This is a genomic window from Saccharothrix ecbatanensis (genome assembly GCF_014205015.1).
Lineage (GTDB): Bacteria > Actinomycetota > Actinomycetes > Mycobacteriales > Pseudonocardiaceae > Actinosynnema > Actinosynnema ecbatanense.
On the sequence record NZ_JACHMO010000001.1, the window covers coordinates 4,326,530 to 4,342,825 of the forward strand.

At 70.4% G+C, this 16,296-nt stretch carries 9 protein-coding genes; 7 read left to right on the forward strand and 2 right to left on the reverse strand.

All coding sequences use genetic code 11. The annotated features are described in order from the left end of the window. Positions 1 to 9: 9 nt before the first annotated feature. The 7 genes from F4560_RS17805 (at position 10) to fxlM (ending at position 6,768) form a co-directional block, all read left to right on the forward strand. Entirely contained in the window at positions 10 to 555 is a 546-nt protein-coding gene (locus F4560_RS17805; RefSeq protein ID WP_184921421.1) for a helix-turn-helix domain-containing protein, read from the forward strand. Positions 556 to 558: 3 nt separating this feature from the next. Then, positions 559 to 816 (forward strand): transcriptional regulator, encoded by a 258-nt coding sequence (locus tag F4560_RS17810; RefSeq protein WP_184921423.1) that lies wholly within the window; start codon positions 559 to 561, stop codon positions 814 to 816. A 189-nt stretch (positions 817 to 1,005) separates the two neighbouring features. Further along, entirely contained in the window at positions 1,006 to 1,173 is a 168-nt protein-coding gene (locus F4560_RS17815) for an FxLD family lanthipeptide (protein ID WP_184921425.1), read from the forward strand. A gap of 232 nt (positions 1,174 to 1,405) precedes the next feature. Next, entirely contained in the window at positions 1,406 to 3,655 is a 2,250-nt protein-coding gene (locus tag F4560_RS17820) for a lantibiotic dehydratase family protein (RefSeq protein ID WP_221483548.1), read from the forward strand. Then, positions 3,561 to 4,322 carry a thiopeptide-type bacteriocin biosynthesis protein gene (locus tag F4560_RS43665; protein WP_221483549.1) on the forward strand — a complete coding sequence of 254 codons (762 nt, stop codon included), beginning with the start codon at positions 3,561 to 3,563 and terminating at the stop codon, positions 4,320 to 4,322. The genes F4560_RS17820 and F4560_RS43665 overlap by 95 nt, the downstream gene beginning before the upstream one ends. Then, positions 4,319 to 5,560, forward strand: a complete 1,242-nt coding sequence (locus F4560_RS17825) for a lanthionine synthetase C family protein (RefSeq protein WP_184921427.1) — start codon at positions 4,319 to 4,321, stop codon at positions 5,558 to 5,560. Before F4560_RS43665 ends, F4560_RS17825 begins: the two co-directional genes overlap by 4 nt. Beyond that, positions 5,557 to 6,768 (forward strand): methyltransferase, FxLD system, encoded by a 1,212-nt coding sequence (fxlM, locus tag F4560_RS17830; RefSeq protein WP_184921429.1) that lies wholly within the window; start codon positions 5,557 to 5,559, stop codon positions 6,766 to 6,768. Before F4560_RS17825 ends, fxlM begins: the two co-directional genes overlap by 4 nt. Before the next feature lie 93 nt (positions 6,769 to 6,861). Here the strand turns inward: fxlM and F4560_RS17835 are convergent, their stop codons facing one another. Beyond that, positions 6,862 to 8,019: an acyl-CoA dehydrogenase family protein gene (locus tag F4560_RS17835; protein WP_184921431.1), complete on the reverse strand. Its 1,158-nt coding sequence runs from the start codon at positions 8,017 to 8,019 to the stop codon at positions 6,862 to 6,864. A 13-nt stretch (positions 8,020 to 8,032) separates the two neighbouring features. Then, entirely contained in the window at positions 8,033 to 16,159 is an 8,127-nt protein-coding gene (locus tag F4560_RS17840; protein ID WP_184921433.1) for a type I polyketide synthase, read from the reverse strand. Between the last annotated feature and the right edge of the window lie 137 nt (positions 16,160 to 16,296).

Here is a 16,296-nt window from a genome sequence, read left to right on the forward strand (position 1 = left end):
CGAGGCCTGATGAATCCCCAGCCCACGCTCCAGGCCCGCCTGCTCGGCCACGAACTGCGCCGCATCCGTGAAGCCTCCGGCCTGACCGTGGCCGAAGTCGCCGCCCACACCGGCCAATCGCCGAGCGACGTCCAGCGACTGGAAGACGGCGTCACCGACGCGCCCGAACCCGAACCGACCCTCTGGTGCCGCTGGGACACCACCGCCACCAGCGTGATCAACGTGCTGTGCCGCCTCGCCGACCACATCGACATCTACGCACCCCTCGGCATCCACCCCGCCCACGAACACCTCGACCCCGACCGCTGCACCGCCTACGTCCTGACCGGCACCACCATCGACCGCACCGACGTCACCATCCGCCACATCACCCACGTCGCACACCCCGGCGCCGACCGCCCACTCACCCGCTTCACCCTGCCCAACGGCCCCGCCGTCGTCCTCTACCCCTACCTCCACGGCGCACAGTTCACCGAGGAACCAGCCCACCTCACGTCCGCCTACACACTCTTCGAACTGCTCTCCGACACCGCGACCCCTGTGGACGAGCGGTAGCCGTTGCCGAACACGATCAAGCTCCGCGCCGACGCCTTCCGGAAGGCGGTACTGCTCGCAGGATTTCGGTCGGACTACGGACTGGCAAAGGCGATGGATGTCAATCGCTCGACGGTCGCCAGGGTCTTCAACGGCGACCTCCAGCCTGGCGCTGCGTTCATCGCGGGAGCGCTGACCGCTCTGGAGCCGATGGAGTTCCACGACCTGTTCGAGATCGTCCCTGCCCACAGCGTGAGAACACCGGATGCCAACGACCGGTGAACAACCGACGCGCAGGCTGCGTGCGCCGGCACGAACCTGCGCCACGGAACCAGTTCACTTCTGCGTTCGACACGGATCGATCGCCTCTCGATCGACCACGCCGACAAACTCCCGGCGAGAAAGCCTTGTCCCCACAACGCTTTCCAAGCCAGGTTGAGGATGACTCATCCACCCGACGAAAGGATAACCATGTCCGCAACGATCACCATCGAGAGCCCTGCCACGGACGATCCCTTCGCTCTCGACATCCAGGTAATCACCGACGCGCCGAACGGCGCGCAGGGAGCATGCACCAACGGAACAGACGACGGCTGCGATCCCACGTGCGCGTCGGCGTGCGTCACCGGCGGGGTGTGAGACCCGACCGCCAGGTCCTGGCACAGGGGGTCGGGTGCAGTTTGCCCGGCCCTCGGTACCACCTGTCGCTCTGCACGGTCTGGAGGTACCAATGATTTCCGCTGGTAAGAAGCCGTTGTATCGGCACGCGGGTGTCGCATTGCTGCGGGCCGCAGCGGCCCCGCTGACCGACGCACCCGACTTGTGGCCAGATCTGACCGATGTCCGAGGATGTCGGTTATGGCTTGACCGGATGTGGGCCCGGCCCGGCCTGGCCGAGGCCGTGCGCCAGGCCAGCCCGTCGCTGGCCGACCGAGTCGACGCCATCCGGCTAGGGCAAGCGGTGCCCGAGAAGCAAGTTCGCAGCGCGACCATGTCCGCGATGCGGTATGTGCTGCGCGGTATCGGTCGCCCGACTCCCTTTGGCTTGTTCGCAGGCGTGGCTCCGGCGGCAGTGGCCGACACTGCCCGCGCGCGGTGGGGCGAGGACCATCGCTCGACCGTGCGGGTGAATACGGAGTGGCTGGCAGACATCACCGCTCGCGCCGAAGCCGTCCTGGAACTCTTGGAGCGGGTCGAGGTCACCATCAACGACCTCGCCGTGCGGCGTGGCGACCGGCTCGAAGTCCCACACGGTCCGAACCGTGTGGCGATTCGCCATACCAGCGTGGTCGCGGCCGTTCGGGCAGCGGCATCGACCCCGATCCGGTTCGGCGCGCTGGTCGACAAGGTCGCCGAGGACTTCACCGCCGACCGGCCGAAGGTCCTCGACACGCTCACCGAGCTCGTGCGGCAGGGCCATCTGGTGACGAACCTGCGTGCGCCGTTCACGGTCATCGACCCGTTTGCCCACTTGGTCTCGTGCCTGCACGACGCCGACTCTCGGGGCGTGCCCGACATGACCACGCTGCTCGACGGACTCGACGCTGTCCTGGCCGAGCTTCGCCATCACAACGACGGTGCCACCCAGCCCGCCGAGCAGCACCTCGTCCGCGCGGCGTTGTTGGACCGCATGAGGCGGCTGTCCCCGGCGGGTCGCACCCCACTTGCGGCGGACTTGCTGCTGGACTGCGACGTCCGTGTGCCCGACGGCGTCGCGCGGGAGATGGAACTGGCGGCCTCGGCGTTGCTTCGCACGACCCGGCATCCGACCGGCGACCCCGCCTGGCGGGAGTACCACGCCGAGTTCGTCGACCGGTACGGCACCGGCACGCTGGTGCCGGTGCTCGACGTCGTCTCTCCGGACGCCGGATTGGGCTACCCGGCCCGCTACGACGGCAGCGTGTTCTCCCCACCTGTTCCGGCGTTCGCGCGGCGAGACGAGCGGCTCGCCGCGATGGCATGGCGGGCGATGGCCGACGGCACCCGCGAGATCGTCCTGCGCGACGACGACATCGCGGATCTGATGGGCGAAGACTTCGACGAGCGGTACATCCCTCCGCACGTGGAACTGTCCGCCCGCGTCCACGCCACCAGCGTATCGGCGGTGGACCGCGGCGATTTCGTCCTCACGGTCGCGCCCGCCCGGTCGGCCGGAACGTTGACCAGCCGCTTCACCCCGATGGCCACCGGCTCCGGTTTGGCGGACGTCTACCGGGCACTGCCCGCCGCGACCGAGGGCGCGTTGCGCGCCCAGTTGAGCTTCGGCCCCAAGTACGCGCCGGCCGAGAACGTCTGCCGTGTCCCCGCCTACCTCGACCACGTCATCCCCCTGGGGGAACATCGCACGCCGAGCGATCCCGCAAAGCTGATCACAGTCGACGACCTGGCTGTCACCGCGACCCGAGACCGGCTGTACCTGGTCAGCCGATCCCGCCGCCGGGTGGTCGAACCGCAGGTGTTCCACGCGCTCGCCTTGGACAAGCAGCCGCCGCCGTTGGCGCGGTTCCTGGCCGAGCTGCCGCGCGCGTTCAGCGCGGCCTGGTACCAGTTCGACTGGGGACCGCACGCGAATCTGCCGACGCTGCCACGGGTGCGTTATCGCCGTACCGTGCTGTCTCCCGCGCAGTGGCGGCTGAACGCCACCGACCTGCCGCGGGGGTCCGAGGACGATCGGCAGCAGTTGCTCGACCGCTGGCGGCGATTGTGGGGCTGCCCCGCCGTGGTCGAGCTGCGCGACGCGGACCGCACGCTGCGCCTCACGCTCGACGAACCCGCCCACGTCACCCTGCTGCACGCTCACCTCGTTCGGCACGGCCAGGCTGTCCTGTACGAGGCCACCCCCACCTCGGACTACGGCTGGATCGACAGCCACGCCCACGAGATCGCGCTGCCGCTGGTCACCACGCGCCCAGCCGCACCGGATCCTGCGCGGGACGTTGCCCGAGGTGAACAACACCCACGGGCACGTGCCCGGTGCCCCCGACTCGGGCTGGATCAACGCAAAGATCCACACTCACCCAGAGCGAATGGACGAAATCCTCACCCGGCACCTACCCGCGCTGCTTGGCGAACTCGATGTCGACCCGTGCTGGTGGTTCCTGCGCTACCACAGCCCTCATGAGACCGACCACCTCCGGCTGCGTCTGCGTACTCACCCCGACCGTTACGCTGTGTGCACTAACGCGCTCGGGGAGTGGACGCAGCGGATGCGGCAGGCAGGCGTGGCCGGACGGCTGGTGCTGGACAGCTACTACCCGGAGGTCGGCCGTTACGGACATGGCGCAGCATTGGCAGCCGCAGAAGACGTCTTCGCCGCCGACTCACGCCTGGTCGCCGCCGTGCTGCGGGATCTGCCCGCCACGGCGGTGAACCGCACCGCGCTGACCGCAGCCAATATGGTCGGAATCGTCGAAGGCTTCCTCGGTGGCTCCGGTGCAGCCGACGACTGGCTGACCCGCCGTCCGGCGCGCGCCACTGCCACCATCGACCGCAAGGTGACCGACGAGGCGATCCGACTGGCCACCGACCATGGGGCCCGGCGCCGACTACAGGGCTGGGCGGAGCCGGTCGAGCGGGCATGGTGGTCTCGCGCCGACGCACTGGCCGCCTACCGTCTGCACCTGCCGTCCGACACGGACATCCAGGTCGTTTTGGAATCGCTGCTGCACATGCACCACAACCGTGCCATCGGCATCGACGTCGACAGCGAACACGCGTGCCGCCGCCTGGCCCGGAACGCCGCGTTCGCCCGCCGTGCCCGCCGGCCACATGACGACGGTGGCCGATGACCGGGACCGACCTGCCGAGCCCGCCTGCGGTGCCACCGGAGCACGATCCGTCACCGGAGTGGGGCCAGTCGCTGTCGTTCGGGGCGGCCGGTATCGCGTTGCTGAACGTTGCCGAGGCCCACGCGGGACTCGGCGAGTGGATCAGAGCGCACCGGTGGGTCGCGGTGATGACCCGCAATCCGGTCTCCGCGAACCCCGACAGCTGCCTGTTCCGGGGCGCTCCTGCGGTCGCATTCGTCCTACGCGCCTCCGACCGACCCTCCTACGCTGCCGCGATCGACACCCTCGACCACCACATCACCACACTCGTCCGACAGCGCCTCGACGCCGCACACCAGCGCATCAACCAAGGCCGGCTGCCCCGACTGCGGGAGTTCGACCTGATCAACGGACTTACCGGCCTCGGCACGTACCTGCTTCTCCGGAACGACGACCGCGCGCTCGTGCGGGACGTGCTGATCTACCTGGTGCGGCTGGCCACCGAGCCGCTGACCGTCGACGGCGAACAACTCCCGGGCTGGTGGACCGACAACGAACCCGCCGACCGTCGCTCGCCGCTGTGGCCTGGCGGCCACGCGAATCTCGGGATCGCACACGGCATAGCCGGGCCACTGGCGCTGCTCGCCCACGCGATGATCAGCGGCACCACCGTGCCGGGTCAGGCCGAAGCGATCGACTCGATCTGTTGCCGACTCGACCGGTGGCGGTGCGGCCCGCCGACCAGCCCGTGGTGGCCCGGCACGGTCCGGCCGACCGAATGGCGCAGCGACTCCGTCGACCAGCACGGACCACAGCGACCGTCCTGGTGCTACGGAACCCCCGGAATCGCCCGCGCCCAACAACTCGCCGCCATCGCTTTGGACGACCGAACTCGGCAACGCGCCGCCGAGAACGCGTTGACCGCCTGCGTCACCGACGAGCGGCAGTTGGACCTGCTCGACGACATGTCCCTCTGCCACGGCTGGGCGGGACTCGTCCACACCGTCCGACGCGCCGCCACCGACGCCGGACCCGACAGCGAACTGGCCGACCAACTCCCCCGGCTGGACACCCGCTTCGGGCATCACCTGCACGACCTCCCACCGGCTACCAACGACGGCCTTCTCGAAGGCACAGCAGGCATTTCCCTCACCCGGCACACGGCCGGCATCCCCGCGTTCCGGTGGGACGCGTGCCTGCTCACCGCCTCGCCGACACCACAAACCCCTGGGACAATGGACACGGAAGGAATCGGATGACCGCCACCACCGACACCGGACCGGACGAGCTGCGCGCCCGCATGGTCGACCACATCGCCGCGGCCGGACACCTGCACTCGTCCACCGTGGAACACGCGCTGCGCACCGTGCCGCGCCACCTCTTCGTGCCCGACGCGACCGTCCAGGACGCCTACGCCAACAGGTCCATCACCATCAAACCCGGCGAACCCGGCGGCAGGCCCGCGAGCTGCATCTCCGTGCCCACCGTCGTAGCCATGATGCTCGGCCAACTCGACGCCCGCCCAGGCGACCGCGTCCTGGAGATCGGCGCCGGAACGGGCTACAACGCCGCCTTGCTGGCCGACATCGTCGGCGATACCGGCCAGGTCACCACCATCGACATCCACCCCGACGTCACCGCCCACGCCCGCCAGGCTCTCAACGCCACCGGCTATGGCGGCGTGCGCGTCACTACCGGCGACGGCGCGCTCGGCCACGTCGACCTCGCACCGTACGACCGGATCATCGTTACCGTCGGCCCGTGGGACCTGCCGCCCGCCTGGCTGGACCAGCTCGCCCCCAGCGGACGCCTGGTGGTGCCGCTGCACTGGCGCGGCCAAGCTCGCAGCGTCGCGTTCGTCAAACAGGACGGTGTGCTGCATGCCACGGACAGCCGACTGTGCGGCTTCATCCCCATGATCGGCGACGGCCAGGACGGCGAACGCAAGATCCGCATCGCCGACGACGTCGACCTGCACTTCGACCCCGACCAACCCATCGACCCGGACACCCTGAACGGGGTGCTCGCACAGCTCGCGACCACCGTGTGGTCCGGGGCGTCGATCGTCCCGATGGAGTCCACCGACCTCATCTGGCCCCGCCTGACCGGCATCGAAGCCGGAACCTGCCGCTTCGCCGCCGCCCAGGCCGCCGTCGAGGCCGGACTATGCGACCCAGCCTTCCCCTACAGCAGCCCCGCCCTGGTCGAAGGCGACTCACTGGCCTACCTGACCCTGCGCCGACCCGCACCCGACGCCGAAGAACGCCGCTTCGAACTCGGTGCCACCGGCCACGGCCCACTCGGCGAACAGCTCGCCGAACGGCTGTGCGCCGGGATCCGCGCCTGGGACCACGACCGCACCGCACAACCCGTCATCACCGCCTACCCCGCCGACACCCCCGACCAGGACCTCACCGGCGGACAGGTGATCAATAAGCGATTCGTCAGGCTCGTCGTCTCCGTCTGATCATGTACGCAAACAACGGCCGGACCGGAACGACATCAGCGCGGAATCCCGCACTTCCGCCATCCCGATCCGGCCGGTTGAGGTACCGAACGCTTACGTCCGCCGTGGCACCGGTACGACGTAGCGGCCGAACACCAGTTCCCGCAGCACGTCGTCCCCACCCTCCACGATCGAGACGTAGCGGATGTCCCGCATCAGCTTCCCGATCGGCATCTCGTGGGTGTAGCCGAGCCCGCCGAACATCTCCGAACCGACGCTCGCCACGTCCCAGCCCGCCTGACCGCAGAACATCTTCGCGGTCAGCGCCGACTTCACCGTGCCCTGCCGGTTGAACAGTGCCGGCGCGTCCGGGTCGGCCATGATCTTGTCGAAGTCACGGGCCGAGCGCAGCAGGTGGCTCTTCATGACGTCGATCTGCATCTCCATCTGGCCCAGCCGCTGCGCGAACACCGGGCTCTCCAGGAGCGTGCCGTCGCGGAACGGCTTGGTCTTGGCGTAGTTCATGCAGTGGTCACGGATGCGCCGCGCGATACCGAGCGCCGTCGTGGCGATCAGGATCCGGCTGGCGTTCAAGCCGATCTCCAGCAGCCGCAGGCCGGAACCCGCGAGCTGGTTGCCGGCCGGCACCCGGACGTTCTTCAGCGACACCTGGTACGTGTGCGACGCGCGCAGGCCGATGACGTCCCACCGCTTGACGATCTCCACACCCGGCGTCCCGCGCGGCACGACTACCGCCGGGTAGTCCTCCGGGTCGTCCGCCGAACGGGCGATGACGACGAGGAAGTCGGCGAAGTCCGTGTTGGTGGAGAAGAACTTCTCGCCGTTCAGGACGAGGTCTCCCCCGTCCTTCGCGACCACGGTCTCGATCTTGCCGAGCTCACTGCCCGCGGTGCGCTCACTGCCCAGGGACGCGCAGAACGTGCCGCCCGCCGCCATCGGCGCCAGGTAACGCTGCTTCAGCTCGTCCGACCCGTACAGCTGCACCATCGTGGTGCCGAGGATCGAGATGAACAGCGTGAAGGCCACGCCCGCGTCACCGTAGGACAGCTCGTTCACGATCTCGACGCTGTCCTCCAGCGTCAACCCGCGGCCACCCAGCTCCTCCGGCAGCCACCAGTTCGCCAGCCCGGTCTCGCGGAACTTCTCGTACACCTCCAACGGCTTTTCGGTCAACTCGTCGAGTCGCGTCTCATCCGCGCCGAGTTCGTCCCGGACGAACCGCCGCACGGCCTTCAGGTCTTCTGCCCTCATCGGTCCCATCACTTCATTCCGAGAACGCGCGGTTGATGAGGTCGTCGAGGTCGAGGCCGTCGATCTCCTCGTCCAGTTCGTCGTCCTCTGCGGTGTTTTCGTCCAGTTCCACCGGCTCCGACACGTCCGCGCCGAACAACCGGTCGACCAGGTGGTCGGCCAGTGCCGCGGGCGTCGGGTAGTTGAAGATGATCGTAGCGGGGATCTCTACGCCGGTGTCCTTCTTGACGTGGTTGCGGAATTCGACGCCGCTCAGGGAATCGAATCCGATTTCCTTGAACGACATGTCGGCTTCGATGTCGTCCGTGGACGGGTAGCCGAGCACCAGGGCCGAGGTGGACAGCAGCATCCGGAGCATTTCGTCCGTCCGCTCCTGCGCCGGCAGCTCGCCCAGCCGCTGCACGAGCGGGGGCACGCCACCGGTTTCCACGACCTTCGGCTGCTGCCGCGGCGTGACCATGCCGTGGAACAGCGTGTGCACGTTCTCCTGCTCACGCAGCCCGGCCCGGTCGACCACCGCCGCCACGACCACAGCGGCATCCAGCCCCAACGCGGTGTCGAACACAGCGGTACCCGTACCAGCGGGCAGCGGCACGAAACCGGCGCGGCGGAACCGGGCCAGGTCGGCGTCACCGAGTTCGCCCGCCATGCCGAGCTCCCACGGACCCCAGGCCAACGACACCGCGGGCAAGCCCTCGGCCCTGCGCTGCGCGGCCAACGCGTCCAAGAACGTGTTGGCGGCGGCGTAGTTCGCCTGGCCCGCGGTGCCGAAGACACCGGCGACGGACGAGTACAGGACGAACGCCGACAACCCCAGATCCGCGGTCAGCTCGTGCAGGTGCCACGCCGCGTCGACCTTCGGCTGGAACACCCGGTCGAGCTGTTCCGGCGTCATGGACTCCACGCTGGAGTCGTCCAGCACGCCCGCGAGGTGCACGACAGCCGTCAACGGCGCTTCCGCCGGGATCCGCGCGATCTCCGCTGCCAACGCGTCACGGTCGGACACGTCGCAGGCGGCGTGCACGACCTCGGCGCCGAGCGCCGTCAGCTCCTCGGCCAGAGCGCTCGCACCAGGTGCGGCGGCACCACGTCGGCTGAGCATCAACAACCGCTGTGCGCCGTGCGTAGCGACCAGGTGCCGGGCGAACAACCCGCCGAGCCCACCGGTGGCACCGGTGAGCAACACCGTGCCGCCAGTCCACTGAGGACGGTCGACCGAAGCGGTAGGAGCCGCAGCCAAGCGCGGCACATACGCCACACCACCGCGGATAGCCACCTGCGGCTCGGACAGGTCCAGCTTCTCCAACGCCGCCAGCGAAGCCTGATCCCCGTCCGTGTCCACCAGCACGAACCGACCCGGGTGCTCAGCCTGTGCCGACCGCACCAAACCCCACACCGGCGCGAGCGCCAGGTCCGGCACCTCACCCTTGCTGACCGCCACCGCACCACGGGTCACGATGACCCGACGCGTGCCGTCGTCCAGCCACTTCCGCAGCTGGCCCAGCATCTCGTGCGCGGTGGCACGGGCCGCAGCGGGCACGTCCACGCCCACGCTCGCCATCACGTGCGTGAACTCGGCATCCCCAGCCCCAGCCCCAGCCGAATCCGACAGCGCGGTCCAGTCCACCGCGAACAACGCGTCCGCCGTAGCGCTCGCCGTCAACTGCTCCACCGAAGCGGGCATCAAAGCCAGCGAGTCGACCGACAGCACCAGCGCGCCGTCCGGCCGGGTGATCCGCAGCGACACCTCGTTGACGCCGATCTTCGCCACCCGAACCCGCAGGTCCGGACCGGCGAGCGCGTGCCGGGTCACCCCGGACCACGCGTACGGCAGCAGCGCCTGCGTCGAGTCCTCCCCCGCCAGCAGCGACAGGATCGGGTGCAGGGCCGCGTCGAACAACGCCGGGTGCACAACAAAACCAGAAGAAGCGTGCGGGACCTCGTCCGGCAGCCGAACCTCGCCGAACACCTCGTCCTCGCCCGAACGCCACAACCCGCGCAGCCCCCGGAACGCGTGCCCGTAGCCGTAACCGCGATCGGCCAGCTCCGGGTAGAACGCCTCCAGGTCCACCGCCTCCGCACCCGCCGGCGGCCAAGTCTCCGGAGCGGACTCGGGCACGGCCACGCCGACAGCCAGGACACCGGCAGCATGCCGGGTCCACGTCCGCGACCCGACCACCCGCGAGTGCACGCCGATCTCCCGCGCGCCCGCGTCGTCGGCCCCGCCGATGGTGAGCTGGAGCTGCACCGAGTCGGCCGCGAGCGTCAGCGGCTTCTCCAGCGTCAGCTCCGCGACCCGACCGCACCCGGCCAAGTCCATGGCCTGCAACGCCATCTCGACGTAGGCAGCCCCGGGGAACACCACACCGTCGAAGATGCGGTGGTCGGCCAGCCAGCCGTCGACCGCGGGTGAAACATGTCCACTGAGGACGATCTGATCCCCGATGGCCAGCTCGGTGACCGCAGACAGGAACGGGTGCTCGATCGCGGTCAGCCCGGCGCCGCTGACGTCACCGCGCGGGGCCTCCGCCTTCACCCAGTACCGCTGCCGCTGGAACGCGTAGGTGGGCAGGTCGACCGAACGGCCCTCAACCCCGACTGCGGTGAAGTACGCCCGCCAGTCCACCGGCACACCCGCGACGTGCAGCCGCGCCAAGGCCTCGACCAGCGACCGGACCTCCGGGCGCTTCTTGCGCACCACCGGCACGGCCGTCACGTCCGGCGCGACCTCCGCCAGGGTCTCCTGCGCCATGGCGGCCAGCACGCCGTCCGGCCCGACCTCCACGAACACGCCGACACCGGCGGCCACCGCGGCACGCACACCGTCCGCGAAGCGCACCGCCTCGCGCACGTGGCGCACCCAGTACTCGGGCCGCTCCAGCTCGCCGGCACCGGCCAGCGCGCCGGTCACGTTCGAGATGACCGGCAGCTGCGGCGTCGCGTACGACACCGACCGCGCGACCTGCTCGAACTCCGCCAGCATCGGCTCCATCAGCGGCGAGTGGAAGGCGTGCGAGACCCGGAGCCGCTGGGTCTTGTAGCCCGCGCCGGAGAACATCCCCTCGATGTCGAGGACGGCGTCTTCTTCACCGGAGATGACCGTCGCCAGCGGGCCGTTGATCGCGGCGATCGAGGCGGTCTCCTCGTACCCGTCGAGCGCCTCGCGGATCTCGTCCTCGTCGGCCTGGATGGCGACCATCGCCCCGCCACGCGGCAGTGCCTGCATCAGGCGGCCTCGTGCGGCCACCAGCTTCACCGCGTCGGAGAGGGAGAACACGCCGGCCACGTGCGCCGCGGCCAGTTCGCCGATCGAGTGCCCGGTCAGCACCGCCGGGACCACGCCCAGCGACTCGATCAACCGGAACGCCGCCACCTCGAAGGCGAACAGCGCCGGCTGCGTCATCGCGGTCTCGTCCAGCAGCGCCGCCAGGTCCGAGTCGGGCTCGGCGGACACGACCTCGTCAATGGAGTGGTCGAGCAAAGGCGCGAACTCCGCGCACACCGTGTTCCACGCCTCGGCGAACACCGGGAACCGCTGCACAAGCTCGCGGCTCATGCCCAGTCGCTGGCTGCCCTGCCCGGAGAACAGGACACCGACCTCCGGCATGACCGAGGCAGAACCCGTGACCAGGCCCGCCGCACGCTCATCGGTCGCCAACGCCTCCAGCGCGGGCAGCAGCTCCGCCCGTCCGGTGCCGAAGACGACCGCGCGGTGGTCGAGGGCCGCACGGCCGGTGGCCAGCGTCATCGCCACATCGGCGACGCGCGGCGCGGTGTCCGCGGACACCGCCGCCAGCAGCCGTTCCGCCTGCCCGGTCAGGGCCGACGCGTTGCGCGCCGACAGCAGCCAGGGCACGACGGCGTCCGGCTCGGCGTCCTCGACAGCGACTTCCTCGACGTCACCCTGCTCCAGGATCACGTGCGCGTTGGTGCCGCTGATCCCGAACGACGACACACCCGCCCGGCGAGGCCGGTCCGCCTCGGGCCAGGAACGCCGCTCCGTCAGCAGCTCGACCGCGCCCGTCGTCCAGTCGACGTGCGGGGTCGGCTCGTCGACGTGCAGGGTCCGGGGCAGCACCCCGTGTCGCATCGCCATGATCATCTTGATCACGCCCGCCACACCGGCGGCGGCCTGCGTGTGGCCGATGTTCGACTTGACCGAGCCGAGCCACAGCGGCTCCGGCCGCTCCTTGCCGTAGGTGGCGAGCAGCGCCTGCGCCTCGATCGGGTCGCCGAGCTGGGTGCCGGTGCCGTGCGCCTCGACCGCGTCGACGTCCACAGTGGACAGTCCGGCGTTGGCCAGCGCCTGCCGGATGACCCGCTCCTGCGAGGGGCCGTTCGGCGCGGTGAGTCCGTTGCTCTCGCCGTCCTGGTTGATCGCGCTGCCGCGCAGCACCGCGAGCACGCGGTGGCCGTTGCGCCGGGCGTCGGACAGCCGCTCCAGCACCAGCATGCCGACGCCTTCGGACCAGCCGGTGCCGTCGGCGGAACCGGAGAACGCCTTGCAGCGGCCGTCCGCGGCCAGGCCGTTCTGCCGGGAGAACTCGATGAAGATGCCGGGCGTGGACATGATCGTCACACCGCCGGCGAGCGCGAGCGAGCTGTCACCGGAACGCAGCGACTGCGCCGCCATGTGCAGCGCCACCAGCGAGGACGAGCACGCGGTGTCCACGGTCACGGCCGGGCCCTCGAAGCCGAGGGTGTAGGCGACGCGGCCGGAGACCACGCTGGACGCGGTGCCGGTCAGGGCGTGACCGGCCACTTCGTCCGGCACCTCGCCCAGTCGCGGCAGGTAGTCCTGGCTCATCGCGCCGAGGAAGACCGCGGTCGGGGTGCGGCGCAGCTCGTTCGGGTTCTGCCCGGCGCGCTCCAGCGCCTCCCAGACCACTTCCAGCACCAGCCGCTGCTGCGGGTCCATGGACAGCGCTTCACGCGGGCTGATGCGGAAGAAGCCCGGGTCGAAGTCACCGGCGTCGTGCAGGAAACCGCCGACCGAGGCGTAGTCGCCGCCGGCCGTCGGCCAGCCGCGGTTGTCCGGGAACGGCGTGATCGCGTCGGCGCCGTCGGCCACCAGCCGCCACAGGTCTTCCGGTGACGCCACGCCACCGGGGTACCGGCAGCTCATGCCGATGATCGCGATCGGCTCGTCGTGGCCGGCGGCACGGGCGGGCGCGACCTGGTGCTCGTCGGCTTCCGACCCGGACAGCTGGTCGCGCATGTGCCGCACGACCGCGCTGGGCGTCGGGTGGTCGTAGAGCAGCGAGGTCGGCAGCTTCAGGCCGGCCGCGGCGTTGAGCCGGTTGCTCAGCTCCACCGCCGTCACCGAGTCGAAGCCGAGTTCCTTGAACGTGCTGTCGGCGCCGACCGCCTTGGGGTCGGCCAGACCGAGCACGGCGGCCGAGTGGGACCGGACCAGCGTCCACAGGTCCTGCTCGGCGAGCCGCTTCGCGGTCCGCTCGACGTGCGTCTCCACGGGCTCGACCGTCGGAGTTCCGACCGGCCGCGGCACCTCGTGTTCGACGCGCTCGCCGGAGACCCAGAACGACTGCCGCTGGAACGCGTAGGTGGGCAGCGCAACGCGGCGGGCGCCCTCGAACAGCGATTCCCACCGCACCGCGACACCCTTGGTGCACAGTTCGGCCATCGACAGCAGCAGGCGGCGGGACTGCTCTTCGTTCCGGCGCAGCGTGCCCTGCACGACGACGTCGGCCACGGTGTCCTGGATGGCGGCGGTCAGCACGGGGTGCGGGCTGAGTTCCACGAAGGTGTTGTGGCCCGCGTCGGCCAGCGCCTTGATGGTCTCGCTGAACCGCACGCGCTCGCGCAGGTTCCGGAACCAGTACTCGGCGTCCAGCTCGGCCACGTCCACGAGGCCGCCGGTCACCGTCGAGAAGAACGCGATGCCGCTGTCCGTCGTCGTGATGCCGTCGGCGACGCGGAGAACCTCGTCCCGGACGGACTCCACGTGCGTCGAGTGGGACGCGTAGTCGACCGGGATCACCTTGGCGCGGATGCCGCGCGACTCGCAGTCGGCCACGACCGCGCGCACCGCGTCGACCGCACCGGAGATCACCACGGAGTTGGGGCCGTTCACCGCCGCGACGGAGACCTTGTCCTGGTCCACGTCGTCGGCGGGCATGGCCAGCGACGCCATCGTGCCGCGGCCCGAGAGGCCCGCGTCGATGGCCTTGCTGCGGCCGACCACGAGCCGCAGCCCGTCGGCCAGCGAGATGATGCCCGCCGCGCACGCCGCCGCGATCTCGCCCTGGGAGTGGCCCACGACGGCGTCGGGCACGAGGCCGACCGAACGCCAGACCTCGGCCAGCGACACCATCACCGCGAACAGGGCGGGCTGGACGACGTCCACCCGGGCCAGCGCGGCCTCGTCGGCGAGCACTTCGCGCAGCGACCAGTCGACCAGGTCGCCGAGGACCTGCTCGCACTCGGACATGCGGGTAGCGAACACGGGCGAGGAGTCCCACAGCTCGCGGGCCATGCCGACCCACTGCGAGCCCTGGCCCGGGAAGACCCACACCACACCGGAACCGGGGGTGACGGAGCCCGTCACGACGTTCGCGGCCGGTTCGTCCGCCGCCATCGCGGCCAGGCCGGCCATCAGTTCCACGCGGTCCGCGGCCACGACGACGCCGCGGTGCTTCAGCAGCGAGCGCGTGGTCACGGTGGAGTAGCCGATGTCGGCCGGACGGGCGTCGGCGTCGGCCGTCACCCAGTCGCGCAGGCGTTCGGCCTGGGCACGCAACGCGGCGGCGGAGTCACCGGAGAGCACGACCGGCACCGGTCGGGCCACCGAGGGCTCAATGTCCGGTTCGACAAGAGCGGGCGGGGAAGCGACGACGACGTGGCAGTTCGTGCCGCCGACGCCGAAGGAGCTGACACCGGCCAGCTTGGGACCGTCACCCGGCCACGGACCGGCGGCGGCGTTGACCGAGAGGCGCCACTCGTCCATCGGGATCGACGGGTGCGGCTCGGTGAAGTTGAGGCTGGCGGGCAGCACGTCGTGCTTGATCGCCAACGCGACCTTGATCAGGCCCACGACACCGGCCGCGGCGTCCAGGTGCCCGATGTTCGTCTTGACCGACCCGACGAGCAGCGGCCGGTCGGCGTCACGGGCGGAACCCAGCACCGATCCCAGCGCACCGGCCTCGACCGGGTCACCCGCACGCGTGCCGGTGCCGTGCAGCTCGACGTACTGGACGTCGGCGGGGTTCACGCCGGCACGGGCGTACGCCTCGCGCAGCAACGCCTGCTGCGAGTCGCCGTCGGGCACGGTCAGGGCCGAGCCGTCGCCGTCGTGGTTCACCGCGCCGCCGAGCAGCACGCAGTGGATCTGGTCGCCGTCGGCGATCGCGTCCTCAAGGCGCTTGAGGACGACCATGCCGGCGCCCTCACCGCGGACAGTGCCGTTGGCGCGGGCGTCGAACGTGTAGCTGCGGCCGTCCGGGGACAGCGCGCCCGCACGGGCCAGGGCCAGCGTGCTCTCCGGCACCAGGTTCAGGTGCACGCCACCGGCCACCGCCATCCGCGCGGCGCCGGACAGCAGGGTCTCGCCGGCCAGGTGCACGGCGACCAGCGAGGACGACTGCACCGTGTCCACCGTGATGCTCGGGCCGTGGAAGCCGAACCGGTGGGAGACCCGGTTGGCGATCACGCCGCGGCTCAGGCCCGCCAGGGAGTGGTGCGACACCGCGTCCGTGCCGTGCCGCTGCACGAGGGACGCGTAGTCGTCGCTCGCCGCGCCGAGGAACACCGCCGTGTCGCTGCCGCGCAGGTCCTCCGCGGCCACACCGGCGTCTTCCAGCGCTTCCCAGGTCAGCTCCAGCGCCAGGCGCTGGCGCGGGTCCATGGCCACGGCTTCGCGCGGTGAGATGCCGAAGAACCCGGCGTCGAAGTCGGCCACCTTGTCGATGAACCCACCCCGGCGGTACGGGGCCAGGTCGGGTAAGTCGTGCCAGCGGTCCGCGGGCGCCTCGGTGATGGCGTCCACGCCGTCGCGCAGCAGCCGCCAGAAGGCGTTGACGTCCTGTGCCCGCGGAACTCGGCACGACATGCCGACGACGGCGACGGCACGCCCGACCGTGTCGGCGGTGCCGCCGGATCGCTCGGCCTGATTCCCGTACATCACTTCACACCTTCCCAGCAGTGCAACGGCAGTTCATCGATCCGGTGCTCAGCCGGAGGTGGTCGAGCGGACGTCGGACGACGACACGCCCACGCGCCCTGACGCGGTCCACTCCCGCGCCCCGGTCGGCAGCCCGA